We start from the raw sequence: 23,796 nt of genomic DNA, 5'->3' as shown, positions 1-23,796 counted from the left end.
TATAACTCGAGCGGACAAGCGAACACGATGAGCGGTGGCAACGACCTGAATCCGGCAGCGAAGTACTCACCATTTCAAAAGCGGCTTTATCTGGCGGGCACCGTGATGGGGCTCGCCGCGCTGATCGCCGCGGCGATCATCTATGCAACGGCTCCGGCGCCAGACAGCGCCGTCTCCCTGTACGGGATCGCTGACCCGCGCTATCAGATCGAATTGCAGCGTATCGGCGGTAACGCGGCGGTGCTGATGGCGCAGCTCCATCAGTGGTTCGACGGTCTTTGGCACGGTACGGCGCTCGCTTATACGGTGGCCGTGCTTGGCGCCCTGCTCGCCGGCGCATGCTTTTTTGTCGGCCACTTCTTTGCCGATGACGAGCCGCAGGAACCGCACAAGCCGCAGGGCTAACGCGTTCCGGCGCGCCCCGGCAAACCTGCACCTAGGTCGCTTCTTTCACGTGCTGGCCAGGCTGCTCCACGCCCGCCGCGCGCAGCGCCTCGTGCAAGGTGCTGAAAATGCAGCGTGTTTCGACGATCGGCGTGATCCCATGCCGATCCATATCCGAGCGCAAATACCGGTTCACCCGCGCGAAAAACACCTCGATGCCGCTGCGCTTCAGCGTCTCGCACAACTCGCCAACTGAACGCGCCGCCGAATAGTCGAGGTCGGTGATCGCGCTCGCGTCGATCACGAACCAGCGCACCGCGCTCGGCGCATGATCGATCAGGCCGCGGGTGTCGTCGACGAAAAAGTGGTCGTTCGCGTAGAACAGGTCGGCGCCGAAGCGATAGACGATCAGCCCCGGCGCGGTCTGGAGTCCGGGCGCGGCCGGCACCGGCACCCAGATGCCGTCTTCGCCGGGGGCGAGAATCATGGTGTGCGGCCGGTAGCTGTGCCGCACATGCCGCAGCAGCGATAAGGCCACGGCCACCAGAATGCCGTGCTCGACACCGATCAACACCACGGCCGCCGCCGTGAACACGGCCAGCATAAATTCACCAGGACTTTCGCGGCGGATCGAAAACAGCGTCGTCAGATTGACCAGGCCGATGGCGATCGTAAACACGATGCTGGCCAGAATGCAGTGCGGCAGGTACTGCAAAAACCGGCTGAAAAACAGCAGCACCACGACCACCACCAATGCGAAGACGATCTGCGCGAACTGGCTGCGCGTACCGGCGCGATCGGCCATAGCGGTTTGCGTCGGACTGCCGTTCACCACGAAAGCGCCCGACAACGCCGCCACCGCATTGGCGGCGGCGATACCCAGCAGATCGGCATTGGTATCGACGGATTCGTGATAACGCTCGGCGAATACGCGGCTCGCAGCAGCGCTTTGCGCGACGATCATCACGAAGCACGAGGCGGCGACGGGCAGCAGATCGAGTATCTGCTGCCACGTAACGGACGGCATCCGCAGCGGTGGCAGCCCACCTGCCACCGCCCCCAGTATGGAAATACCGTGCGCCGCGAAACCGTAAATATCGCTTGCGGCAATGCCCGCCACTACCGCAATCAACGGGACCGCTAGACGGGGCAAAAAACGCTTGAAAACCAGAATGGAGACCACCACCAGCGCAGAGAGAGCGAGCGTCGGCAGATTGATCTGCGCCGACTCGCGCACCACGAGCGCGAGTTGATCGACGCTGCTCGCGGCATGTCCGGGTATGCCGAACATGTCGCCCAGCATGGCAATGCCGACCTGCACGCCGACGCCGGCAAGAAAGCCGACCAGCACCGTGCGCGAGAGAAAGTCAGCGAGAAAACCGAGCTTGAAGATCCGCGCGATAAACAGGAGTGCAGCCGTGAGCAAGGCGACCATCCCCGCGAGCGCCGCATATTCAGCGCTCGACGCCGGCGCCATGGTCGAGAGCCGGCTGGCGAAAATGGTGGCGGTGGCGGAGTCGGCAGCGACTATGAGGTGCCGCGATGCGCCGAAGAAGGCAAACGCAATAAGCGGTAGAAAGACGGTGTAAAGACCCGTGACGGCAGGCATGCCGGCAATGCGTGCGTACCCGAGCACCTGTGGAATATCCATCGACGCCAGTTGCACGCCGGCCAGCGCATCGCGCGCCGCCGCGGCACGGCTCAAAGGAAGTACGCCCTTCAGTACGCCAAAGCGTGTAGTGATGTTTGCCAGAAAATCCCGCATACGCGATGGTGCCCCGAACTTAGGTTATCGCGCATCGTGCCGTGACTCCGCACTCAAAGGCAAGGTTTGAGGCTTTGATCGGCAAAAGAAAATGGCTAAAAGCGGCAATGGCTTTGAACCCGCCACTGTTACCGCCCCACTTTGGCTTAACGCTTGAACTGCCCTGTGAGCGGATCCACGTGCCGCGCGAACCCAAACAACGCGGCGATACAGATCGGACAGGCGATGATGAACACGGCCAACATCTCGCACCCCGTAACAAATTGTTACCGCAAGTTTAAGCGATTGTCGTGCGAAATGAATGAGGGAAAACGCAAAACACTGTTGCCGCGTATTACAACGTCGTTACTGGTCTACGGAACGCAGCGCATGAAAATGCACCTGAAACACGGCAATTGCACCAAAAAAGCGTGTTCAACACGAAGCGCTATGACGCGCAAAGCTTTCCTTGCCTACAAACCGGTTACGTCGTTTACCCATCGACTTTCATCTTCGCGACAAAACGATTAGATGAGTGTTTCTACCGGCTCGACAACATCATGTGTTCTGCGACTCACAGGCCGTTCCTCCGCCACCCCTTATAATCCGGCATGACCAGAATCCCGCACTATCTCCCCTCGCAATCGGCCGCGCACGGCCAATCAACCGCCCCACACTCCCCGGCGGCCGCATGAAAACACCCAAACGTCTGCTCCCGCTGGTCGAAGAAGGCCTGATCGACGAAGTCATCTCGCAGTTGATGAGCGGCAAGGAAGCCACCGTCTACGTGGTCCGCAGCGGCGATTCCACACGCTGCGCGAAGGTCTATAAAGACGCCAAACAGCGCAGTTTCCGTCAGGCCGCGTCCTATCAGCAGGGTCGCAAGGTCAAGAACAGCCGCCAGCAGCGCGCGATGGAAAAAGGCAGCCGCTATGGCCGTGAAGTGCAGGAACAGGCGTGGCAGAACGCGGAAGTCGACGCGCTGTTCCAGCTCGCCAATGCAGGCGTGCGCGTGCCGCAGCCCTTTATCTGCACCGACGGCGTGTTGCTGATGGAATTGGTGACCGATGGCGACGGCAATGTCGCGCCGCGTCTGAACGATGTCGAGATGACCGAGGCGCGCGCGCTCGAATTGCACGCGCTGCTGCTCAACCAGGTGGTACGCATGCTGTGCGCCGGCATGATTCACGGCGATCTGTCCGAATACAACATCCTGCTCGCAGCCGACGGCCCGGTGATCATCGACCTGCCGCAAGCCGTGGATGCCGCCGGCAATCTGGAAGCGCCGGCCATGCTGGAGCGCGACGTGAACAATCTCGCCACGTATTTCGGCCGCTTTGCGCCGGCGTTGCTCGACACGCGCTACGGCAAGGAAATCTGGTCGCTGTACGAAGCGGGCGCATTGCAGGTGGATGTCAAGCTCACCGGCCGTGTGGAACTCGACACCACGCCGATCGATCTCGAAGCCGTGCTACAGGAGCTCGAAGACACGCGGCTCGACGAGGAAGCGCGGCTTCGCTATGAAGAGTCGCTGCGCAGCGGCACCTGAGCCACCTCTACGCAACGTGTAGGTGGCCAATAAGCGACCAACGAGCGGGGAACCTGGTGCACCTACGCGCCGCTCGCTGTGCAAAGAGATTACGACGCGCTACTGAAACTGGGCGCCTTAACCTTGACCGATGAAGCCGCCACACCCGGTGCCGGCCCCACCGACTCCCGCATCGTCACGCTTACCGGAAACTCGCGGAAGATTTCCCACGAGGTCCGATAGCACTGGTTGACGAGCCAGCGCACTGCGTTCTGCGTCAGCTCCGCCGTCGGGATATGCACCGAGGTGAGTCCAGGCGCGGCGTAAGCGGCCGAATAATCATCGTCGTAGCCGATCACGGAGACTTCGTCCGGGACGGCAATGCCTGCCTGATGGAAGCGCGCCAGTACGCTCACCGCCATCGTGTCGTTCGCGCAAAAGAGGCCAGTGAAGCGCCGCTTCGAATCGAGCAGTTTCTGCGCGGCAGCGTAGCCGCCTTCCAGCGAGAAGTCCGATTCGATCAGCGTGACGTCCTCGCGTGCGATGCCCTCACGCGACAATTCGGCAAAGAAACCTTCAAGCCGGATCTGATTGTCCGACGCGCTGAACGGCCCGGAAATCACCGCGATGTCCCGATGTCCATAATCGAGCAGCGTGCGTGCCGCCAGTTCGCCGCCGCGCCGGTGATCCGCGCAGAACGACGCCTCCGGCAACTGATCGAACGCGCGGTTCAAAAACACCATCTTCGGGTGCATGCGATGCAGCATGTCCAGGTCGTCGTCGTGCAGATCGTGGCTGATCACCACCACGCCGTCGCAATCGCGGCCGATCAGAAAACGCACTGCCTCGATGGCCTGCTCGCGCGGCGACACTTCCCCGCAACCCGTCGCCACCACCACGTGGCGGCGCACCGCGCGCAGTTCGGTGTCGGTCTGCTTGAGAATCGTGCCGTAGTAGGAGCCAAAGAAGGTCGGCACGAAAATGCCGATCATGCCGAGCGATTGCGTCGCCATTGCGCGGCCGATGGATGACGGCCGGAAATTCAGCGCTTCGATAGCGGCCTTCACACGTGCGGCGGCATCGGCGGAAATGGGGCCTTTGCCGGAAATGGCGCGTGAGGCAGTCGACATGCCAACGCCGGCCAGTGCCGCGACATCTTTGAGTGTTGCCACGCGGTTCTCCGTCAAGCCTGTTTGTATTCAACGACGCTGCATGCAGTCACTACAAACGCGCGCCGCCTTCTTCGTCGAACAGCGAAATATGCGCGCCATCGAACGAGAACGCCGCGGCATCCCCTACCGCCGCCGGCGTCTTCGTCTGGTCGATCGACGCGATTTGCACTCCATGATAGTCGAGCCAGATGACCCGGTGGTTGCCCATCGGCTCAATCAGTGAAATGTTCGCGCGCTCGTTCGTTTGTGTGCTCGAGCCGTCGTCCACATGCACGTCTTCAGCCCGTACGCCGAGCACACAAGGCAGACGATCCGCAGGCAGGTTTTTGAAAGGGTAAGCCGATACGTCGAGCCGCAAATGCGCTGTGCAAAAGTAGCGCGAGCCATCATACGTCTCAAGGGTGCCCTTAAGCAGATTCATCGCGGGCGTGCCTAGAAAGGTCGCGACGAACAGATTGTTCGGCCGCGCATAGACTTCGGCGGGTGTGCCGAACTGCTGGATCACGCCGCCGCGCATCACGGCCATGCGCGTAGCGAGCGTCATCGCTTCGACCTGATCGTGGGTCACGTAGATCATCGTCGCGCCCAGACGCTGGTGCAATTGCTTGAGTTCGCGGCGCAATTCGGTGCGCAATTTGGCGTCGAGATTCGACAGTGGCTCATCGAACAGGAACACGTCGGCCTCGCGCACGATTGCACGGCCAATCGCCACGCGCTGCCGTTGCCCGCCGGAGAGCTGCGCCGGCTTGCGCTTGAGCAGCGGGCCGAGTTGCAGCATCTCGGACGCCCGCGTCACGCGCCGCTCGATTTCCGCCTTCGGCGTGCCGTTGATGCGCAACGCGAACGATAGATTGCGCTCGACGCTCATAGTCGGATACAACGCATACGACTGAAACACCAGTGCGATACGGCGATCTTTCGGGTCGGCCCAGGTCATGTCTTCGCCGGCAATTTCAATGCTGCCGTCGGTCACGTCGATCAAGCCCGCGATGCTGTGCAGCAAGGTGGATTTGCCGCAACCCGATGGGCCGAGCAACACCACGAACTCGCCCGCTCGCACGTCGAGATCGAGATTCTCGATCACCGTATTCGCGCCGAGCTGGATCTTCAGATTGCGCACCGACACGTTGGCTGGATGCGATAGACCTGCCGCATCCGCCACCTTGCCGAGGCTCGCCACGTCTACCGCATGGGTCCCCGTGTTTGTCATTGCATTTGCCACCGCATTTGCCCTATTCACCAGGTTAGTCATGCTTTATCGCCCTATCCCTTGACGGCGCCGGACGCAATGCCGCGCACAAACCAGCGGCCCGAAATGAAGTAGACCGCAAGCGGCACCATCGAAGTCAGAATGGTCGCCGCCATATTGACGTTATAGAGCCTCTCGCCAGTCGTTGTGTTGATGATGTTGTTCAATTGCACGGTCATCGGCAGGTTTTTCGTGCCGGCGAACACCAGGCCAAGTATGAAATCGTTCCAGATGCCCGTCACCTGCATGATGACCGCGACGACGATGATCGGCGTGGACATCGGCAGCATCAGTTGCAAGAAGATGCGCCAGAAACCGCCACCGTCGATGCGCGCCGCTTTGAATAGCTCCTGCGGGATCGACATGTAGTAGTTGCGAAACAGCAGCGTCATCACCGGCATGCCGAAGATCGTGTGAATCACCACGATGCCCGGCAGCGAACTGAACAGATGCACGCTCGCGAGCACGCGCACGAGCGGATAGACCATCACCTGCACAGGAATGAAGGCGCCCATCAGCAGCACGCCGAACAGCAGCCCTGCGCCGCGCGGCCGCCAGAACGACAACGCGTAGCCGTTCACCGCGCCGATCATGATTGACAACACCGTGCTCGGCACGACGATACGCACCGAATTCCAGAAACCGACCTGAATGCCGTTGCAATCGAGCCCGGTGCAGGCGGATTGCCATGCGGCGCTCCATGCGTCGAGTGTGAAATGCGTGGGGAACGCGAGCAGATTGCCAAGGCGAATCTCGCTCATCGGTTTGACCGATGTGACGAGCATCACGTACAGCGGCAACAGGAAGAACAACGCGGCGGTCAGCAGAAATGCGTAGACGCCCAGACGTGCGGGTGTGAACGCCCGGCGGCGCCGGCGGCTACGGCTCGGTGTGCCGCCCTTTAGTGGAGGACTGAGCGTGTTCATCACACCTCTTTGCGCAACGCGGCGCGGCTGCGGGCATAGAAGAACGGCGTGAGAATCGCGAGTACCGTAGCCAGCAGCACAATCGATGCTGCCGACGCGAGGCCGATATTCGCCCGTCCAAACAGGTAATCCATGATGAACTTCGCCGGCACTTCGCTCGCCGTGCCGGGGCCGCCTTGCGTCATGGCGACCACGGCGTCGTAGAGCTTCACGACCATCACGAAGAGCAGCACGAAGGCCGTGGACATGGAAGGCCCGAGCATCGGCACGACAATGCTCGCGTAGACACGCCAGCGCGGAATGCCGTCGATACGCGCGGCTTTCCACAGTTCGTCGTCGATACCGCGCAAGCCGGCCAGCAGCAGCGCCATCACGAGACCGGACGCCTGCCACACCGTCGCGATGACGATGGTGTAGATCACCCAGTCCTGATCGACGATCCAGTCGAAGCGCGCATGCACGAAACCGAGCTTGTGCAACACGGCCTGCGCGCCGAGTTCCGGATTGAGAATCCACTGCCAGACCAAACCCGTTGCGACAAACGACATCGCATACGGATAGAGAAACACCGTGCGCAACGCGCCTTCCGCCACCACGCGCTGATCGATAAAAATCGCCAGCAATAAGCCAATCACCATGCACGCGACAATGAAGCACGCACCGTAGACCACGATGTTTTGCAGCGACAGCAACCAGCGATCGTTATTGAAGAGCCGCGTGTATTGCGTGAGGCCCGCGAAGTCGCCGGAAGGAAACGTACGTGAGTTGCTGAGGGACACGCGCGCGGTCCAGACCATCGTGCCGAGATACGCGAACACGACGGTCAGGACCATCGGCAGCAACGCCACCCATGCTGCTATCGGCAAGCGCTTTTTTAGCGGCTTTTTCGCCGGCCTTTTGCCTGGCGTGGACTCGGCGGCTTGCAGCTTGAGCGCTTGCATGGTGAGCGCCTAGCTCTTCAACGCACTGGCAAACGCCTTCTGCGCATCGTCGACCGACTGGTTCTTGTTCCAGAAGTTCGTGATGACGTCGATCAACGCGCCCTGCGTGTCAGGCGAGAGCAGCATTTCCGGATTCGGCAACTGGCGCGACTTGTCCTTCATGATCGCCATGCCCTCCTTCGCGCAGATGTCGAGACTGCTGGCGTCCACATCGGGGCGAATCGGAATCGAACCTTTCTTCGCGCTGAATGCGACTTGCGCGGCCGGCGAGGTCATCACCGTGGCAAGCAGATTCTGCGCCTTGATCGCGTTGGCATTGTCGGTTTTCGGGAACACGAATACGTCGCCCGCGACCAGATATGGCGAGTGCGGACCGAAGCCCGGGAAGCAGCCGAAGTCTTTGCCGGCAGTCTGGTTGGCGGCAGAGAATTCGCCCTTGGCCCAGTCACCCATGATCTGCACACCCGCCTTGCCGGAAATCACCAGCGCAGTGGCATCGTTCCAGTTGCGGCCAGGCGAGCCCGGATCGACGAAGTCATGCAGGCGCTTGAACGACGCGAGCACCTTCTTGAACGCATCCGACTTGACCGCATTCATGTCGCGATCGCGGTACACCTTCAGATAAAGATCGGGGCCGCCAACGTCGGCAAATACCGCATCGAACGTGATCTTTTCCTGCCACGGCTGACCGCCGAGCGCGAGCGGGATCACACCCGCGGCTTTCAGTTTGGTGAGATCGGCGATGAATTCGTCGTAGCTCTTCGGCTCAGCCGCAATGCCGGCCTTCTGGAACACCGGCTTCGAGTAGAAGAACCAGGCCGGCATATGAATATCGACCGGCGCGGCGTAGTAATGCCCCTTCACCTTGATGCTGTCGATGATCGACTGCGGGAACACGCCGTTCCAGTTTTCTTTCGCGGCAACGGTGTCGACGTTGTTCAGCAGGCCCTGGTCGATCAGGTCGTGAAACTGCTTGGACGTATTGAACTGCGCGGCGGTGGGCGGATCGCCGCCGATGATCCGGTTGATCGCGGTGGAGCGCGCCTGATCGGCGCCGGCCACCGCATTGTCGACCCACTGGCCACCGGCCTTGTTATACGCATCGGCGAACTGGCGAATCGCGGCCGATTCGCCGCCCGAGGTCCACCAGTGAATCACGTTGGCCTTCAGGGGTTCAGCATGCGCGACGACACCATGTAACGCCAGTGCTGCAACGACGCCTCGTAAGAGCATTTTTCTGCTGTTCATTCCGTCTCCTGTCGACATACAAACCAGCCCCACCTGCCGTTAGACCTGTGCTTTACGCTCCTTCAAAAACTTCGCCACCAATTCCGCACTGCGTTTGATTGTGCGCTTCTGTGTACTGTAGTCGACGTGCACGATACCAAAGCGACGTTCATAACCGAACGCCCACTCGAAGTTATCCATCAACGACCACAGAAAATAGCCGCGAATATCCACGCCGGCCTTGATTGCCTGATCGACCGCCGCGAGATGGCGCTTGAGGAACGAGATGCGCTGCGTATCGTCGACATGGCCGTCGATCACTTTATCGTCCGAGGCCATGCCGTTTTCGGTGATGTAGATCGGCGGCAGGTTGCGATACGTGCAATTGAACCCGGTCAGCAGATCGCGCAGGCCATCGGGATGCACCTCCCAGCCCATCTGTGTGCGCTCGACGCCTTCCAACGGCACGTCCCGGAATCCATGCGCGCCATCGCTCGCAACGTTGGTACGGAAATAATAGTTGATGCCGAGGAAGTCGAGCGGCGCGGAAATGGTCTGCATGTCGCCGTCGAGCACCAACGGCTCGGTGCCCGGCCACAACTCGAACAGGTCTTGAGGATACGCGCCCTTGAGGAGCGGATCGAGAATCCACGCATTGTGCTGGACTTCGAACAGATGCGCCGCACGCTGATCCGCGGCGCTGTCGCTATTGGCCGTGCCGCGGCCAATGTTGGCGACGATCCCTTTCTGCGAGGCCGGATCGTTGGCGCGCAACACCGGAATCGCGAGGCCGTGCGCGAGCAGCAGATGATGCATCGCCTGCGTCGCAAAGCGATCATCGGCGAGGCCCGGTGCGTGATGGCCGTTGCCGTAGCCGAGATAGGCCGAGCACCACGGCTCGTTGAGCGTCGCCCAAGCGTCGACCGTGCCGGCCAGTTCGCGGCTCATCAGGTCGGCGTAGTCGGCAAAACGGTAAGCGGTGTCGCGATTGAGCCAGCCGCCGCGATCTTCCAGATGCTGCGGCAAGTCCCAATGATAGAGCGTCACGAAGGTCGTGATGCCATTTTCTTTCAGGCGGTTCAGGAGGCGCTTGTAGAAGTCGAGCCCTTTGCGATTGGGCACGCCTGCCGCGTCCATCACGCGTGGCCACGCGATCGAAAGCCGATAAGCTTCGAGGCCGAGCGACGCCAACATATCGACGTCGGCTTCCCACCGGTGATAGTGATCGCAGGCAACCGCGCCGGTGTCGCCGGCCAGTACCTTGCCGGGCTTCGCCGAGAACGTGTCCCAGATCGACGGCAGGCGGCCGTCTTCATCCACCGCGCCTTCTATCTGATACGAAGCCGTGGCGGCGCCAAGCAGGAAGTTTTTGCGCCACAGCGAAGAGTCCGCGGGCGGAGTGAAGGGATCGGCGGATGCTCCGTTGGATACGGCTGAGGAGCGTGCGTCGGATACAGCGAATGCGTCGTTTGCCACGGATTCTCCTGCGCTGAGGTCATTGAACCGTAAGGCGGAAGCTGAGGTGGAAGCGCTTCCACAAGACCTGCGAACGATAGCAGTGCGAGATTCAGCGCAGCAATCAGGGTTTGTCTGGAGGGCTTGCTGGCATGCATGGCGATGCGATGCGACGCGCATGGGGTCCCCGTTGCGCCATGACAGAACGTCGGTCGGTCATGGCACTCAACCTTTAGCCACTTACTGTCCTGACGGCTTGTCGATCGGCTGCGGGGTGAAGGTCATATATTGTTTCAGATTGACACAGTCATTCAGTTTCAACGGCAACCCGTGGGACAGCATGCCACTGCCGAAACTCCGGATCAAACAGCATTAATTCCTCGCCTGGACAATCATCCGATCGCGTTACGGCGTGCGCTGAGCGGACTGCCAGATTGGCCGCGTCAAGATACTGGACAAACGTCCACTTCGATGCAGCCTCGCTTGTCTCGCGCCAGGCAAACAGGCCGGCCTGCTCGTACAGTCGGTCCACCACTTCAAGCGTCCCACCGTCCAGCTCGAACGCGAACGGCGGTTTTCCGTCAGCGGCTTCAATCCAGGTTCGCAGAAAACGGCATGGCTTGCCGCTTGGGCGCAACATTACCCGTCCCGACTGACCCACCCAGGCAAGATGCAGCAGCGCCACCAGCAGCCCGTTCGTCCGCAGAAACCACCTCTCGGTAAGGTTGGACGCCTCGATGACGTAATAGCGCAAACCTGGTTTCGCCCGGAAGATGCCCTCGATATGTGCGTCAACCGGCGACATGAAACACAACGGCGCTTCCCCCTCAGGAAGCCTCTCGGTCACGACTTCAAGCTCGCCTGGTTCCCGTTCAACTTGAAGCAACCAGACTTGCGGAGCCGTAAAGAAGCGATACATGTGTGCCATCGCCGGTCACTCCAGGCTCGAAATCAGATGGCACCCACATGTTGCCTCGTGTCCGTGTCTAGCGATGGGCGTGCCCTCGGCCATCATGAAATCGTCGCCCTCCAGAATCAGATTAGGCTGAACGCCTGGATGCAACGGGCACGACACGAGGTCACCCCTGCGGGCGACTGCCCTCCCGTCGAACACCATCGTCTCCGATGCGCAGATTACCCTGCCACCATGGTCGGTGGCATCACCGAGACGGATGAGATTGATCATGTTTCTCTTCCCAGCAATATAGAAAATGGTTCGCCGAAGACGATTCGATATGCCGACTCTGTCATTCAGGAAGGGCTGACCTTATGGCACAGTACAGGCGGTTTGCCAGAAGCTCCCCAGATGCACTGGCCTCTTGCGCAACGGCTTGAACAACATCCGCGGCGCTCCGTCGGCCACGCACATCGCACGGTCTTGTTTGACACAGCCCCTGCAATCAATCGGAGAATCCGAATAGATCAGTGGCGCAGCATGGGATGCTGATTTATTCTGAAAGATAGCAATTTTTAAAATCATCCCGGCGAGTCGAATTCTTGACATCCGATGCGGATGAACTCGCTTCCGCCTTTGTATTGATAACCCGCCACTATAGTGTCCGGATAGGGATCGAACGCTGTTGGTGAATGCACACGCTTGTAGTATTGCGCGTCAACTTGGCCGCGATATCCGTAATCTTCATTGTTCTTCCGGATCCGAGCAAGCCTGAGATCGTTCTTCAACTTGATCAGCTCTGATCGGTCAGCCGCTAGCTCAACATAGAAGATGCTTCCGGCACCGAGATAGGCATAGAAGGTAGCTCTCTTTGCCGCATAGCCAAAAACCGTGACACCCGGCGGAAGCGTGTATTTCTTGTATAGCTCGTTGCGATCGCCTGAACGGTCGCCGCTATCGACTTTCACGCCTAGTCGAGTCAAAGCGTCACTCATACTTTCATCGCTTCCATCGAATGCACCAACAGCAGCGGGGTCATCGACAGTACCAGGCTTGCACAACACGGCATTCTGCAACGTATTACCCAGATCGGTTTTCGATCCTATCTCGCTCGCGCCGGTCTGCGTCATGACAGCCAATAAAGCCACTCCTAAAAACATGTAGAAAATTTTCATTTTTGGTGAGTCTCAAGTCTATTCTGGTCTAAAAGGCTGTTAAAAAATCTGCGATGATCTACGCAAACACAACTCCTTAGTTATCCGGCCTTCACCGTTACGTGCATATGTGTATCGTGCGGCTGGATCCAGTTAATCCACGGCGTATAAACTGCTGATCCGGAAACCTCATGGTCCGCGGTCAGTTCCTGGTAGAGTGCAGCCATTTTTTGGCCAGCTGGACCGGTCGGAAAGGCGTGGTTTCTGTCGTACGGTCCGTGGTTGTGTATAAGAAAATGGATGTTTTCCTGGCCGTCATCAAACCGGACTACATCCAGTCCGATACCCATTTTGTGCAAACTGGAACCCAACATAGGTCGCCATGAACTTGAAACTGCAACGGTATCGATATGCAGTCGCCAGGCCGCTTTGAGAAGGGCGGCAAACGTGCGTGGAGACGTTCGGCGCAATGCCTGCTGGACGGTGGTGCGATTACTGGTATTGATGGCATTGGCCAGAGCTCGATCAGCAAACGACACTGTGATTCCCAGTTCCACAATCCGGACATTAAACGGAGCCATCGAGCGGGAGTTTGCGCCCGCTGCATAGATCGGCTGGAGTACTGCCATCCAGTCAACAATCGCCTGCTCGCTAATCGGCTCTCCTTCCACCTGCCCGTGTAATGCTGTCCGCGTCAGAGTCTCTGGCGGACACAGGCGTGTAATGGCCCCATCGTCGTATTCAGGGCTGATCTTTAACCAAAGGTCACCATTCAGATAACCGTAGTATTCGTTGTCTGCCCCTTGCTTCGCCGCGAGTGTATTTTCCGGAAGGTTCGCGAGAGGTGGGTTCCTTGCGGCAAATTTATCCTGCAAGTCTGACCGTAATTCGTAGATGCGCACTTTGCTGTGCGCGGCATCTGGCACGGTCCAAGGGAAAAGCTGGAACCTCCGGTTTTCTCGGTAGGCATCGCTGGCAATGTGCAATGTGATACGGGTGACGTGATCAGGAATGTTGATGGGGGGCAGCGAGTGCACCCAGCGGGTCCCGTCATGCAGAGACGCATTTCCGGGCAGCGCCACCTTTGCAGGGAATCTAGCAGTTACACCATTCGCGCTGTTATAGGGATAGATTACGTCATTGGTATCAGCATTGACCACAACATAAGGAAGGCCGGTCAGATAAGACGCGGAATCCGTTACTCCCCGGTGCGACGTGTCATTCCCGTATACGTCGCTGTACATGGAGTTTCCTTGATCTAGTGGCGCACAATAGACTACAAAACTGACCTTGCGCGTCATGCAGTTCACATCCTGGGTCGGCTGATTCTGACCACATGTCATGATGCCAATGGGAGTTTGGGGCGTACCAGTCATCCGTTTTTCTCCTGTATTGATCGAGGGGCTGCACAACAATCATCGTTGTCACCGATCTCCTCGCTGGCGGGTTGCTGTGCTTCATGGGGATGCAGCTTGATGTTCTGCGAGCTTGTAGTCCAGACGCGCTGGGTCAATCCGTTTTCGTCAGTGACGCCATACCAGGTCGGACCGTTCTCCGCTTCCAGGCGATAGGGATAGTTACGGAGAGTGGCACCGCTGCGGTCACGAACCGTGAACTGTGCGCTATAGCTTTTTTCGCCAGGCATATCGGGAAGCGGCATCCGCATCGAGGTCGGTCCCGGCTTGTTCCACGAGGCACATTTCTCAAGGATTTTTCCAGGCGTGCCGTTCTCGATGCCTTCGCCATTGATTCTTATGTAGGATCCCTGCGCACCGATCCACACTTCCTTCGACGCCGTGATGATGATTCTTCCGTCCGTGCTACTGATGGTTAGGTCCTTCAGCGCCGCAAGCGCCATGTCGTCACTTTGCGCCTGAATATCCACCCTGCCCCTCGCGGCGAAGAGCCGGATTCCAAACTGCGCCGCAAAGAATGAGACCGCCCCCCGGACTGACGCAAGGAAGGAGCGGCCTGAAGAAATACTCACGTCACGGCCCGTCGTTATTGCCACGTCTTGCTGGCTTGCCAGGTGCGTGCTTTGCACCGAGGTGAATCCGAAACCGGCCGCGCTTGCAAACACCATGTCGGGTCGCTCGAGTTGCGGAAACGGGTTCCCGTCGGTTTTAACCTCACCGCGTATTGCGTCGTTCTGCGCCTTGATGTCCTGCGTGACGTCGTTCTGGTCCGCTCCGATCTGCTGGGCCTTGTGCTGCTGCGCGAGCTTCGCCAGGTCTTCATGCTGCTCGCGCGCCTGTGTCAGGCGCCGCATCGTCTCGCCCATATCCTTGACCGGTGCATCTGCACCATGGCGCGCTTCGGTGGTGATCAGCATGCCGCGCCCAGCTCGCATCACCGCTTCAGCATCTGTCGCAAGTTCAACACCTTCACCACGCGCTTCCTTGCGCCCCGCGTTACCTGCAATTCGCGTGTTGTAGCCAAGCACCAGCCGCGACTGTGCGTAATCGCTCGTTACCTGCACCTGGGGCTTGCCGGTCGTATCGTCCGCCACGAAGCTGTTGGACATTCCCCCGTTGATTTCCTGGGTTCGCGTGCCTGACAGCGCCTGGTTATCCGGTAGCGTCCACGGCGGCTGGTTGAACTGGTTCACCATCCGGTCAGACACGTACGGCCTGTCGGGGTCGTCATCCTGATAGTTAACCGTGATCTCCTGGCCAATTCTCGGCAGGTAGATAGTGCCGAACCCGTCGCCCTGCCATGGCGAGGACACCCGGACCCAGCAACTGGAATTCTGGTCGTTGTTGCCCAGCCGGTCCCAGATAAAGCCGACCTTGATACGCGCATAGCCGTCGACCCACATGGGCTGATTGCTGGGGCCAACCACGATGGCCGTCTCGTTGACACACCTGGGCTTCTTTTTCAGCCGGTTTTTGAAGAACGTATCGGCCGGTTGCAGCGCGAACTCTGTCTCGCACTGGTACCGCGCCCCATCGCCAAACGGGCGGCTTGTCTCATCGACATTACGGATATCGACCGTGGTCGAGACCACCAGGTATTCGGCGTTCGCCTGTTTGACTGGATGGTTTTCAAGGTGGAAGGTGAACCCGGTTGCGAGTCCCCGCAGATTACCCTTGCCGTGTGCACGCAGGCCGCGGCAACGCTCGCCGTCAAGGCGAACGCGCGCGAGGTGTTGCGCTTCCTGCTGGACATTGTTCGGATCACCTGATAGACCCATCGCGCTAGCGAGCGGCTGTGAGTAATCTCCCCAGCCATAGTGCTCGGCGTTCGCAAACGTGATGTCACTGGCGTCGTCCACGCGTGCACCGAGGTTCGCACGCGAGCGCGTGTAGTCATAGTCGGTCAGGCTGACAGAACCGGCTGTCAGTTCGCGCGACACGGTCAGCTTGTGAATGTGTTCCTCGTCGATGCGCTTGCCATCCGGCGCATGGTACGAAATGGTTTCGTAGGCGGGGCCGTGGCGCTTGTGCGAGCCGGGACTGTCGCACAGTATCAGGGTCGCGCCATCCATGAAGAAATACAGTCCCCATTCGCGCCACAGCCTGCGAAGAAATTGGAAGTCACTTTCCCATATCTGACGCACGTAGTCGCGCTTCGGGTACACCCCGCTATGGACAGGACCAGCCAGCCGCAACTCATGCGGAAATCCGTAGCGCTCTTCGTTCAGGATCGATTCGCTGATCTCGACAACACTCTGGTTCTGGAAGATACGGTTTTCGCGGTTAAGCGTCGCGAGCCACAACCACGGACGCACTGTAAAACGATAGTACGCATGGCGGTCATCTTCGCCCGTACAGCACACCTCCGTTATCAGGCCAGTAATTTCGCGCCTGCCTGCGCCTATATTCGCGCCACCCGAGGTGCCCAGAGCGCCTGGTATGAAAGTGCCTTTACCCTCGAACTCGATCGATGCCGTCAATTCCTTGCCCACCAGTGCGTCGGACGAAACCAGCTCCTTCGCCTGCCACAGACCGAGCGTCGGTTTATCCACCGTCATCAGGTCAACCGTGTACTCGTATAGCCTGCCAAGTTTTTCAGTGCCCGACAGGCGCTGGGCGGTCAGAATCGGATTACCTCCCCATGTCGGTAGTGACGAGCCGGATATGGCAAGCGTGCGGGGCTGGACTGGTTTGAACATGGGCGTGAACTCCGTGACTAGCCGCGTATCGGCGTGGTATCGCTCTTCAGGAAGCCGGTCCGATTTTCCTCAATAGCAAGCTGAGCACGGAGACGGACACTGTCTGTTGCTGCCTGGACCTCCCAGCCGCAGTACTCAGTGTTTTCGCCGAGGCAGCCCGTATCGTCCGCGTTCTGATTTTTCATTGTTGAGTCTCCCGGTTTAAAATCGTGACAGACCATGCCCAGCGAGCATGCCGAGTGACGTCGCCTTGGCTCAATAAGACAAGTCCGAAAAACGGGGAAATAAGGAATAGTTGGGCGATTGCATGAAACGTTGCAGATAGTGAAGAGATCGTTGGAAACTCGCTTCAGGACGCGTCAACTTTGTCTTTTGCGTCATGAAGGCGTGAAGTAGCACTACCGCGTAGTGAAGAAGTGTTTGGTGATTTGCGCGATCGGCGCAGCCGCCACAACGGTCCATGATGTGAGGGAGATGCTGGTGGTGGCGCCGTACGCGATCCATTCGGGCGCCGATAGCCAGGCGGGGTCCAGACGTGGGCGGAGACGAAGCTGGGCTGGTTGCGGTGTTACTTGCGACTAGCCGACGGTGAGCCGTCCCGCCATGACAGGTTCAGGCGCGTCATGGCCGCGCTTGATGCACTGCAGTTCGAAGCTTGCTTCGTACGCCAGGCGACGTCTGTGCCCGATACTCGCGGGTGAGATCACCGGTATTAACGGTAAGACGGTGCGCGACTCACATCGCGGCGACCAGCGCGCGAATCATCTGGTGTCGGCATACGGCAGCGACCTAGGCATGGCGCTCGGTCGGGTGCGTACGGCAGACAAGAGTAACGAGATCACGAAGACCGATGCGATGGGCCGTCAACGATGCATTGCCGGGAAGATCGTTCAGACACAGGCGGACTAGGTGCTGGCAGTCAAGGGCAACCAGATGGCGCTAGCGCGCCTTGTGTACGTCATCTTCGACGCACTGGTGGGCTAGCCCGCTATGTACGTAGGTGCCAGCTTGCAATGCGGCGCACCTGCCACTTCCCGCTGCGAACCCAGCGCTTGAATGAGGTTTTCCACGAGCTTCGCGTGGTAGATTTTTAACCCGCTTCTCAATGTAAAACGCTGGGCGTCGCGTCAAGCGCCCAGCGTGACGCGCCGTCAAGACTTCTTCGCCGGCAGATTGAACGCCCCGCCGTCATAAGCCTCGCAATACGCTTTCCAGTCGGCGTTCACCTGCGCCTCGCACTGCGTCGCGAGTTCGATCAACGGCAATTGCCAATCCTTGCGATTGCCGAACGCGATCAGCTCGTCCGCAATCGACGATTTTTGCCGGCCGCCGCTGCGCAGTTGCCCCCACGCGCTCAACTCGGCCATGCTGTTGACCACTGCTTCGAGCCGCGGCAGTTTGCCGTCCCAGTCGCTCAATGCCACGCGGTCTTCCGAAGGCTGCAAGCTGCGCAGCACGTAGGAGCGCTGATTGAAATCAACCGCATGCAGGAACGCCTGCGAAACCGCCTGATTGCGCCGCTGAATTTCAACCACACGCTGCGCCTCGCTCTGCCACTTCGGCTGTGGCGTGCGTACATGTGGCGCCACCGAAGAAGGCAGCGCCTCTTTCAGATCGATCAGATAGTTGCCGTCCGGCGAGCCTTTGCCTTCGACGAGAATCACGTAGCGGTCCACACCGAGGCTGCCGGTGCCGGCAATCCGCCGCGCCACGTCGAGGATGCGATAGAAGTCTGGATTGGGTTCGCTGGCGGCGAACTGATGCATGAACTCGGTGACGGCGGCGCGCGCCTTGTCGCTAACCGGCAGCGCTTTCTTGCCATCGACTTTCAGCACGCGGGTCTTGCCCTTGAGCGTGGAGCGCCGGTCGAGATGCGCGGCGCGCGTGCGGCTCACCAACGCGTCGAACAGATCACGCACCATACCGGTCGACGTCTCCGCTTCGATCCAGCGCGATTTGCCGAAGGCGAGCGCCGCGCCATAGGCATCCACCGCAGTGTGGCATAGCGCGAATGCCTGTGCGCGGCTCAGTTTGAGGTCGCTCGCGCCGACCAGCACGCTCGTGAGCAGCCGTACCAGTTCGTAAAGACTCGGTGCGAGGCAGGCCTCGTCGAAATCGTTGTTGTCGAAATAGCCGAGGCGGTTGTCGCCCTTGTAGCTGCCGAAATTTTCCACATGCATATCGCCGCAAATCCACACTGGCGGCGCATCGTCGAGTACCTTGTCACGTGGCAGCCGCGCGTAAAACAGATGACAGGTGCCACGCAGAAACACAAACGGCGAGCCGCGCATGAGCTTGTATTTCATGGCGAGCCGTTCAGGATCGCGACCAGTATTGAAGCTGGTGATGGTCCGTGCGATATCGGACATGTGTTTTCCTTTTATGCGGCGTGTTGTGTTTCAGTACCGGTTCAATGCGAGCGGATCGAATCCACGAGCGCATGGAGATTGAGCGGCTTCACACGAATCACACCGCCACGCGGGCTGTCAATATCGGCGACCAGCATGAACGACAGCGACACGATCAGCGGAACGATCAGCAACAAACCGGCTCCCGCTTTCAAACCGCGCGCACCATAGCCGACCAGCACATTGGCGCACGCCGCTATCATCACCATCAGCGCCCACGCCGCGACGGGGATGCGATTCCACCACGCGGCCTGCGTGTAACCCTGTGTGTTGAGCACATCGTTCATTCCGGCGACAGCGAGCGCGGCCACCGGCGTGGGCTGTGCACCCGCGGCATTCTTCACTGTAGTCCACATTGCATCCTGCAGGCGCGATGTCTCGACATTGACTTTGGCGAGCTCGGCGACGTCGCGCGTCGTGTAGAACATCACGCGCTCGTCGAGATACGTTTTCAGCAAACCGCGCACGGTCGCCGCATCGGCGGCAGGCAGCAGATCGGCGCGGACGTATTCGGTGCCGATCGCATTCGCTTCTTCTTCCTCGTAGTTCTTGCGTTGATCGTAGCGGCCTACCGCCATCGAAAAAGTGAAACCGATGATCAACGCGAGCAGCGTCAGCGTGGCCGCCTGAATTACGCTGAAGTCGTCGCGTGCAGCGTCGTCGATTCTTCTGAATCTGCGCAGCAGCGACGCGCCGATGCGCGCCGCCAGCCACATCGCAACAAAGGAAGCGATGAAGACGAGTACCGGATAATCGAGAATGTTTTGCATGAGCGAGCGTCTTTTTTATCAGAGTTTGTTAGCGGGAACGCTTTGGAGAGCGATTAAACGTGCATGGCCACTTGCATCATAAGAGACGAAGCGCGGATGGGGAAGCGTGCGGGTGGCAAGTGAACAGGCGCGTGGCGGCCAGCATGCCGACCGTCAGGAGCCTGTCATCAGATAGTAACGTCCGTCCGCCGTGACGTTGAAACCGAAACCGCATTCCGTCAGTGAGCCATGCGTCGCTACATCGAGCGTCTCCGGCGCGGAGAACTTGAATTCGATCAGGCATTTGTCGGCGTGTTTATCCGCGTGTTTGTCATAAGACGCGAGGCTGCTGATCCTGGCGGTGGCATCGAGCGGCGCATCGCCGCCGCCATCGGTCACCGGCACACGTGCCACGCCGTCGTAGAACCGCACATAGGCCGACAGGCTGCCCATATTCGCACTCGGTTGACCGTCCGCACCCACGGTCGGATACATGAAGTCGCCGTCGATCCGATAGACGCCGCGCCGCCCTTTCACCGGCTTCACCTCGATGCTGTTCCACGCGCCGAAAAACATATAACTCGCAAAACGCGCGCCGTTCGGCGGCACACCATTCACCACCGCTTTGCCGGCGATCGACTCGAGACGCTGACGCGCGGCCGCTACGGCACGGCCGAGCAGCGCGTCGTTGGGATAGTCGTTGCCGCGGCTTATCGCGGTTCGGTAGTACGCGCGCGCATCGGGCAGCGCGCCCAGCTTCAGTTGCACGTCGCCCTGGTGGACCAGCGCCATCGCCACGCGAGCCCGCGCCGAACTGGTGGCTTTCGGCGAGTTCGCCTCATCGGCCTGCATGGCGGTGGCCTCGGCGAGTGCTGCTTCCATCTCGACCAGCGTTTGCGCGTCCTTGATGCGCCCTGCTTCGAGCGCGGCCACGCCCAACGCCGCGCATGACGCATTCGTGCGGCACGGTACGTCTTTGGCCGCCAGCAGATTGCGGCGATAAAGCTCGGCGCGCGAATCGGCAGCTTCCGTTTGTGCCGCGACGAGCGCAGGCACGAGCGCGGCAGTAGCAGCAGAAACGACAAGGGCAGCAGCGGTGACGGCAGTTTTGACGTTCATGAGAAAGAGAGGACGGTGGCAATGACGCATTTCGAACATGCGCTTCAAGTAGCCGTATGCGCGGCACGTTTGACCCAGGTTGCCAGCGGACGCTGGCCGTGACGCTGACAGAAAACCGGCGATTGCGCGAACCCTTACGTGATACGCATCTATCCGGCCGCCTACACCCCTGCCTGCGCCCCGAACTTCTTACGATACGCGCCCGGGCTCGTCAATGCGATACGCCGGAAGTGCCGTCGCAGCGATTCTTCGGAACCGAAGCCCGCCAGCTCCGCAACACGCGCCATCGGCAACGAGGTCGGAGCTTCGAGGAGTTCTCGCGCGATCCCCACGCGTTCGCGCACCAGCCATTCGTAGGGCGCCATGCCGGTGGCATCGTGAAACTGCCGCTGAAGGGTACGTGGACTCATTGCCGCCCGTTCGGCGAGCGAGCGCAAGGTGTGCGGCAACGCGGGATGGTGATGCACCCAGTCCATCAGTTTCGCAAGGCGGCCGCCTTCGTCTTGCGGCATGGGCCGCGGCACGAACTGCGCCTGACCGCCCTCGCGATGCGGCGGCACCACGAGCCGCTGCGCAACCCGGTTTGCGACTGTGCTGCCATGATCGCGCCGCACCAGATGCAGCAGCATGTCGAGTCCTGCGGCCGATCCCGCCGAGGTGATGATCTGCCCTTCATCCACATATAAAGCATCCGGCTGCACGTGCAATTGCGGATAACGTTGCTGCAGCTTGTCGGCGTAGCGCCAGTGCGTCGTGACGGTCTTGCCGTCGAGCACCCCTGCGGCAGCCAGCACGAACACGCCGGAGCAGATCGAACACAGGCGTGCGCCGCGCTCGTAGGCGGCGCGAATCTTCTTCAGCAGCGGCTCGGGCGGCAGCTCGCCGGCATCGCGCCAGCCGGGGATGACGATCGTGTCAGCGCGATCCAGGAGCTTGAGGGTGTACGGCGCCGAGACGGTAATGCCACCGGCTGCGCGAATCGGACCGGGTTCGCTCGCGCAGACGGCGAAGCGATACCAGTCCACGCCGAGTTCAGGACGTTCGAGCGCGAACAGTTCGGTTACGCAGCCGAATTCGAACGTACAGAGCCGGTCGTAAGCCAGCGCGACGACAAGATGATTGTGCATGGCGTGATGTTACCGGAGATTGACGATTACGCCACTTACCCGGCGCGTGCGGCGTCGCGACAATGAAGGCTCCAGAATCGCTTCGCCACGCCATCACGCTCACTCTCCTACCGGAACCTCGCCATGCCGACCAGCACCGCCAGCAACGCCGTCAATGCCGTCCCCGCTGCTGATAGCGCCGCCGCCTTCGCCCACTTTCAGACGTCGCTGCAATTCGAAACCGATTGCGTCGATGTTGCCGCAGCACTCGCGAGCGGCACGCCCGGCTTCGTGCTGCTCGACGTGCGCAGCCCGGCGCTGTTCGAGCAGGGCCACGTGCCGGGCGCGCTGAACCTGCCGCACGGCAAGATCGTGGCGTCGAAGCTCGCCGGGTACCCGCAGGACACGCTGTTCGTCACCTACTGCGCGGGCCCGCACTGCAACGGCGCCGCGCGCGGCGCACTGCGTCTCGCGCAGCTGGCACGGCCCGTCAAATTGATGATCGGCGGCATCACAGGCTGGCTCGACGAAGGGTTCACCCTTGTGCAAACCCCGGCCAGCCAGGAGGTGCTCGACGCCCATGGCTAAGATATTGAAAATCAATTAAACAAACGCCACGAACTGTCGGTAACAGGTTCAGCCGCACCTCTCCCGCGGTTGGACTTAACATGCAGAGCTCATACAATTTTGAGCTGGTCGCAATCTCGTTCATCGTCGCGGCGTTGGCGTCGTACACGGCGCTCGATCTGACCGGCCGCATCTTCCTGCTGGCCTCGGCCCGTCTGCGGCACGCCTGCCGCCTGGGCGGCGCCGCGGCGCTCGGTGTCGGGATCTGGTCGATGCACTTCGTCGCCATGCTCGCCTTCTCGCTGCCGATTCCGCTCGGCTACGACTTCGCGACCACCGCTTTTTCGCTTGGACTCGCGATCGGCGTGTCGTATCTGGCGCTGGTCATGACGACACACACACGGCTCACGCGGCTTCGGCTCGTGGCCAGTGGCGTGCTGATGGGCTTCGGCATCGCCGGCATGCACTACACCGGCATGGCGGCGATGCAAATGGATCCGGGCATCCACTTATCAGCCGGGCTAGTTTTCGGACTGGCTGCTGGAGACTTCATGAAAATTGACGTAGCGACTTTCCAAACGGTGTGGCTGATCACGTTTCTGTGCAGTGCCCTCATCACGACCGCGCTTTCGCGCATGTTTGCGCACGTCGGCGCCTTTCGCTTCTGGGCCATCGGTTTTTATCTGCTTGCCACCGCCACGGCCTGCTTCGCGTTGCATGCGATCTGGCACACCGATCTGCTGTTGTTTGCCACCGCGACGCTGGCGTTGCAAAGCCGCATTCTGATCTGGGCAGGCACGCGCGATCTGTTCGGCGCATCGGCGCCGTGGCGCGCTGGTCTTGTTGTCACTGCAGTGTTCTCCCTGCTGTATGGAAGCGCGCTGGCATGGAATGCGCCGCTGCTGGTCCGCGCCAGTTTGCTGGCGCTGTTTTTTGCGCCGTGCCGGGCGGCGACGCTGTATGAAGTGTACCGCCGGCGCCGTCCGCGACTCGGGCCGGCACGTATGCTGGTGGCGGTGGGTAGCGTTATCGCGACGCTCAATGCCATCGTGCCGCTC

General features: G+C 60.2%; 23 protein-coding genes. 6 read left to right on the top strand and 17 right to left on the bottom strand.

Annotation, left to right across the window (positions count from 1 at the left end):
- The first annotated feature begins 27 nt into the window (after positions 1–27).
- Entirely contained in the window at positions 28–405 is a 378-nt protein-coding gene (locus tag VFE81_RS27630) for a hypothetical protein (RefSeq protein ID WP_325047619.1), read from the top strand.
- A 31-nt stretch (positions 406–436) separates the two neighbouring features.
- On the opposite strand, the gene VFE81_RS27625 is transcribed toward VFE81_RS27630, so the two are convergent.
- Positions 437–2,149: a SulP family inorganic anion transporter gene (locus tag VFE81_RS27625; protein ID WP_325047618.1), complete on the bottom strand. Its 1,713-nt coding sequence runs from the start codon at positions 2,147–2,149 to the stop codon at positions 437–439.
- 670 nt (positions 2,150–2,819) lie between these two features.
- On the opposite strand from VFE81_RS27625, the gene VFE81_RS27620 reads away from it, so the two are divergent.
- On the top strand, positions 2,820–3,677 hold the full coding sequence (locus VFE81_RS27620) for a PA4780 family RIO1-like protein kinase (protein WP_325047617.1): 858 nt from the start codon (positions 2,820–2,822) through the stop codon (positions 3,675–3,677).
- 89 nt (positions 3,678–3,766) lie between these two features.
- Here the strand turns inward: VFE81_RS27620 and VFE81_RS27615 are convergent, their stop codons facing one another.
- The 12 genes from VFE81_RS27615 to VFE81_RS27560 all read right to left on the bottom strand — a co-directional run bounded on the left by VFE81_RS27615 (position 3,767) and on the right by VFE81_RS27560 (position 16,974).
- Complete coding sequence (locus VFE81_RS27615; protein WP_325047616.1) at positions 3,767–4,828, bottom strand: substrate-binding domain-containing protein; 1,062 nt, start codon at positions 4,826–4,828, stop codon at positions 3,767–3,769.
- Between the two features lie 49 nt (positions 4,829–4,877).
- A complete protein-coding gene (locus VFE81_RS27610; RefSeq protein ID WP_325047615.1) occupies positions 4,878–6,038 on the bottom strand; it encodes an ABC transporter ATP-binding protein in 1,161 nt (386 codons plus the stop codon).
- Positions 6,039–6,091: 53 nt separating this feature from the next.
- Positions 6,092–7,003: a carbohydrate ABC transporter permease gene (locus tag VFE81_RS27605; protein ID WP_325047614.1), complete on the bottom strand. Its 912-nt coding sequence runs from the start codon at positions 7,001–7,003 to the stop codon at positions 6,092–6,094.
- The gene (locus VFE81_RS27600; protein WP_325047613.1) at positions 7,003–7,944 is read right to left on the bottom strand and encodes a sugar ABC transporter permease; all 942 of its coding nucleotides are present in this window, start codon (positions 7,942–7,944) and stop codon (positions 7,003–7,005) included. Before VFE81_RS27600 ends, VFE81_RS27605 begins: the two co-directional genes overlap by 1 nt.
- A gap of 9 nt (positions 7,945–7,953) precedes the next feature.
- Entirely contained in the window at positions 7,954–9,192 is a 1,239-nt protein-coding gene (locus VFE81_RS27595) for an ABC transporter substrate-binding protein (protein ID WP_325047612.1), read from the bottom strand.
- Between the two features lie 39 nt (positions 9,193–9,231).
- A complete protein-coding gene (locus tag VFE81_RS27590) occupies positions 9,232–10,647 on the bottom strand; it encodes a GH1 family beta-glucosidase (RefSeq protein ID WP_325047611.1) in 1,416 nt (471 codons plus the stop codon).
- A gap of 286 nt (positions 10,648–10,933) precedes the next feature.
- Positions 10,934–11,554 (bottom strand): hypothetical protein, encoded by a 621-nt coding sequence (locus VFE81_RS27585; protein WP_325047610.1) that lies wholly within the window; start codon positions 11,552–11,554, stop codon positions 10,934–10,936.
- 6 nt (positions 11,555–11,560) lie between these two features.
- Positions 11,561–11,812: a PAAR domain-containing protein gene (locus tag VFE81_RS27580; RefSeq protein ID WP_325047609.1), complete on the bottom strand. Its 252-nt coding sequence runs from the start codon at positions 11,810–11,812 to the stop codon at positions 11,561–11,563.
- Positions 11,813–12,102: 290 nt separating this feature from the next.
- The gene (locus VFE81_RS27575) at positions 12,103–12,696 is read right to left on the bottom strand and encodes a hypothetical protein (protein WP_325047608.1); all 594 of its coding nucleotides are present in this window, start codon (positions 12,694–12,696) and stop codon (positions 12,103–12,105) included.
- 80 nt (positions 12,697–12,776) lie between these two features.
- Positions 12,777–14,051, bottom strand: coding sequence for a hypothetical protein (locus VFE81_RS27570; protein WP_325047607.1), 1,275 nt, complete (start codon positions 14,049–14,051; stop codon positions 12,777–12,779).
- Complete coding sequence (locus VFE81_RS27565) at positions 14,048–16,789, bottom strand: type VI secretion system Vgr family protein (protein ID WP_325047606.1); 2,742 nt, start codon at positions 16,787–16,789, stop codon at positions 14,048–14,050. The genes VFE81_RS27570 and VFE81_RS27565 overlap by 4 nt, the downstream gene beginning before the upstream one ends.
- A gap of 17 nt (positions 16,790–16,806) precedes the next feature.
- The gene (locus VFE81_RS27560; protein WP_325047605.1) at positions 16,807–16,974 is read right to left on the bottom strand and encodes a hypothetical protein; all 168 of its coding nucleotides are present in this window, start codon (positions 16,972–16,974) and stop codon (positions 16,807–16,809) included.
- Positions 16,975–17,349: 375 nt separating this feature from the next.
- On the opposite strand from VFE81_RS27560, the gene VFE81_RS27555 reads away from it, so the two are divergent.
- Together VFE81_RS27555 and VFE81_RS27550 are read left to right on the top strand one after the other, a co-directional pair.
- Positions 17,350–17,490: a hypothetical protein gene (locus tag VFE81_RS27555; RefSeq protein ID WP_325047604.1), complete on the top strand. Its 141-nt coding sequence runs from the start codon at positions 17,350–17,352 to the stop codon at positions 17,488–17,490.
- Between the two features lie 25 nt (positions 17,491–17,515).
- Positions 17,516–17,698: a hypothetical protein gene (locus VFE81_RS27550; protein ID WP_325047603.1), complete on the top strand. Its 183-nt coding sequence runs from the start codon at positions 17,516–17,518 to the stop codon at positions 17,696–17,698.
- A gap of 242 nt (positions 17,699–17,940) precedes the next feature.
- On the opposite strand, the gene VFE81_RS27545 is transcribed toward VFE81_RS27550, so the two are convergent.
- The 4 genes from VFE81_RS27545 to ftrA form a co-directional block, all read right to left on the bottom strand.
- Positions 17,941–19,158: a DUF2252 domain-containing protein gene (locus VFE81_RS27545; protein WP_325047602.1), complete on the bottom strand. Its 1,218-nt coding sequence runs from the start codon at positions 19,156–19,158 to the stop codon at positions 17,941–17,943.
- 41 nt (positions 19,159–19,199) lie between these two features.
- Positions 19,200–19,967 carry a hypothetical protein gene (locus VFE81_RS27540; protein WP_325047601.1) on the bottom strand — a complete coding sequence of 256 codons (768 nt, stop codon included), beginning with the start codon at positions 19,965–19,967 and terminating at the stop codon, positions 19,200–19,202.
- A gap of 153 nt (positions 19,968–20,120) precedes the next feature.
- Positions 20,121–21,065: a hypothetical protein gene (locus VFE81_RS27535; RefSeq protein ID WP_325047600.1), complete on the bottom strand. Its 945-nt coding sequence runs from the start codon at positions 21,063–21,065 to the stop codon at positions 20,121–20,123.
- Positions 21,066–21,226: 161 nt separating this feature from the next.
- Positions 21,227–22,192 (bottom strand): transcriptional regulator FtrA, encoded by a 966-nt coding sequence (ftrA, locus tag VFE81_RS27530; protein WP_325047599.1) that lies wholly within the window; start codon positions 22,190–22,192, stop codon positions 21,227–21,229.
- A gap of 123 nt (positions 22,193–22,315) precedes the next feature.
- Here ftrA and VFE81_RS27525 point away from each other — a divergent pair, with 123 nt between their 5' ends.
- Both VFE81_RS27525 and VFE81_RS27520 read left to right on the top strand, forming a co-directional pair.
- Complete coding sequence (locus VFE81_RS27525; RefSeq protein WP_325047598.1) at positions 22,316–22,759, top strand: rhodanese-like domain-containing protein; 444 nt, start codon at positions 22,316–22,318, stop codon at positions 22,757–22,759.
- Positions 22,760–22,839: 80 nt separating this feature from the next.
- A partial coding sequence (locus tag VFE81_RS27520) for an MHYT domain-containing protein (protein WP_325047597.1) occupies positions 22,840–23,796 on the top strand: 957 nt, incomplete at its 3' end.

It is taken from the genome of Paraburkholderia sp. (assembly GCF_035656215.1).
Taxonomy (GTDB): Bacteria; Pseudomonadota; Gammaproteobacteria; order Burkholderiales; family Burkholderiaceae; genus Paraburkholderia.
This window is presented reverse-complemented; position numbering and strand designations above follow the sequence as displayed.

What these genes read in the sequence shown, in the direction of transcription:
- VFE81_RS27575 (WP_325047608.1), bottom strand. Translation starts at nt 12,696, where the DNA reads ATGAAAATTTTCTACATGTTTTTAGGAGTGGCTTTATTGGCTGTCATG.
- VFE81_RS27565 (WP_325047606.1), bottom strand. Translation starts at nt 16,789, where the DNA reads ATGTTCAAACCAGTCCAGCCCCGCACGCTTGCCATATCCGGCTCGTCA.
- VFE81_RS27580 (WP_325047609.1), bottom strand. Translation starts at nt 11,812, where the DNA reads ATGATCAATCTCATCCGTCTCGGTGATGCCACCGACCATGGTGGCAGG.
- VFE81_RS27605 (WP_325047614.1), bottom strand. Translation starts at nt 7,003, where the DNA reads ATGAACACGCTCAGTCCTCCACTAAAGGGCGGCACACCGAGCCGTAGC.
- VFE81_RS27560 (WP_325047605.1), bottom strand. Translation starts at nt 16,974, where the DNA reads ATGAAAAATCAGAACGCGGACGATACGGGCTGCCTCGGCGAAAACACT.
- VFE81_RS27600 (WP_325047613.1), bottom strand. Translation starts at nt 7,944, where the DNA reads ATGCAAGCGCTCAAGCTGCAAGCCGCCGAGTCCACGCCAGGCAAAAGG.
- VFE81_RS27620 (WP_325047617.1), top strand. Translation starts at nt 2,820, where the DNA reads ATGAAAACACCCAAACGTCTGCTCCCGCTGGTCGAAGAAGGCCTGATC.
- VFE81_RS27625 (WP_325047618.1), bottom strand. Translation starts at nt 2,149, where the DNA reads ATGCGGGATTTTCTGGCAAACATCACTACACGCTTTGGCGTACTGAAG.
- ftrA (WP_325047599.1), bottom strand. Translation starts at nt 22,192, where the DNA reads ATGCACAATCATCTTGTCGTCGCGCTGGCTTACGACCGGCTCTGTACG.
- VFE81_RS27630 (WP_325047619.1), top strand. Translation starts at nt 28, where the DNA reads ATGAGCGGTGGCAACGACCTGAATCCGGCAGCGAAGTACTCACCATTT.
- VFE81_RS27585 (WP_325047610.1), bottom strand. Translation starts at nt 11,554, where the DNA reads ATGGCACACATGTATCGCTTCTTTACGGCTCCGCAAGTCTGGTTGCTT.
- VFE81_RS27535 (WP_325047600.1), bottom strand. Translation starts at nt 21,065, where the DNA reads ATGAACGTCAAAACTGCCGTCACCGCTGCTGCCCTTGTCGTTTCTGCT.
- VFE81_RS27545 (WP_325047602.1), bottom strand. Translation starts at nt 19,158, where the DNA reads ATGTCCGATATCGCACGGACCATCACCAGCTTCAATACTGGTCGCGAT.
- VFE81_RS27570 (WP_325047607.1), bottom strand. Translation starts at nt 14,051, where the DNA reads ATGACTGGTACGCCCCAAACTCCCATTGGCATCATGACATGTGGTCAG.
- VFE81_RS27610 (WP_325047615.1), bottom strand. Translation starts at nt 6,038, where the DNA reads ATGACAAACACGGGGACCCATGCGGTAGACGTGGCGAGCCTCGGCAAG.
- VFE81_RS27540 (WP_325047601.1), bottom strand. Translation starts at nt 19,967, where the DNA reads ATGCAAAACATTCTCGATTATCCGGTACTCGTCTTCATCGCTTCCTTT.
- VFE81_RS27595 (WP_325047612.1), bottom strand. Translation starts at nt 9,192, where the DNA reads ATGAACAGCAGAAAAATGCTCTTACGAGGCGTCGTTGCAGCACTGGCG.
- VFE81_RS27525 (WP_325047598.1), top strand. Translation starts at nt 22,316, where the DNA reads ATGCCGACCAGCACCGCCAGCAACGCCGTCAATGCCGTCCCCGCTGCT.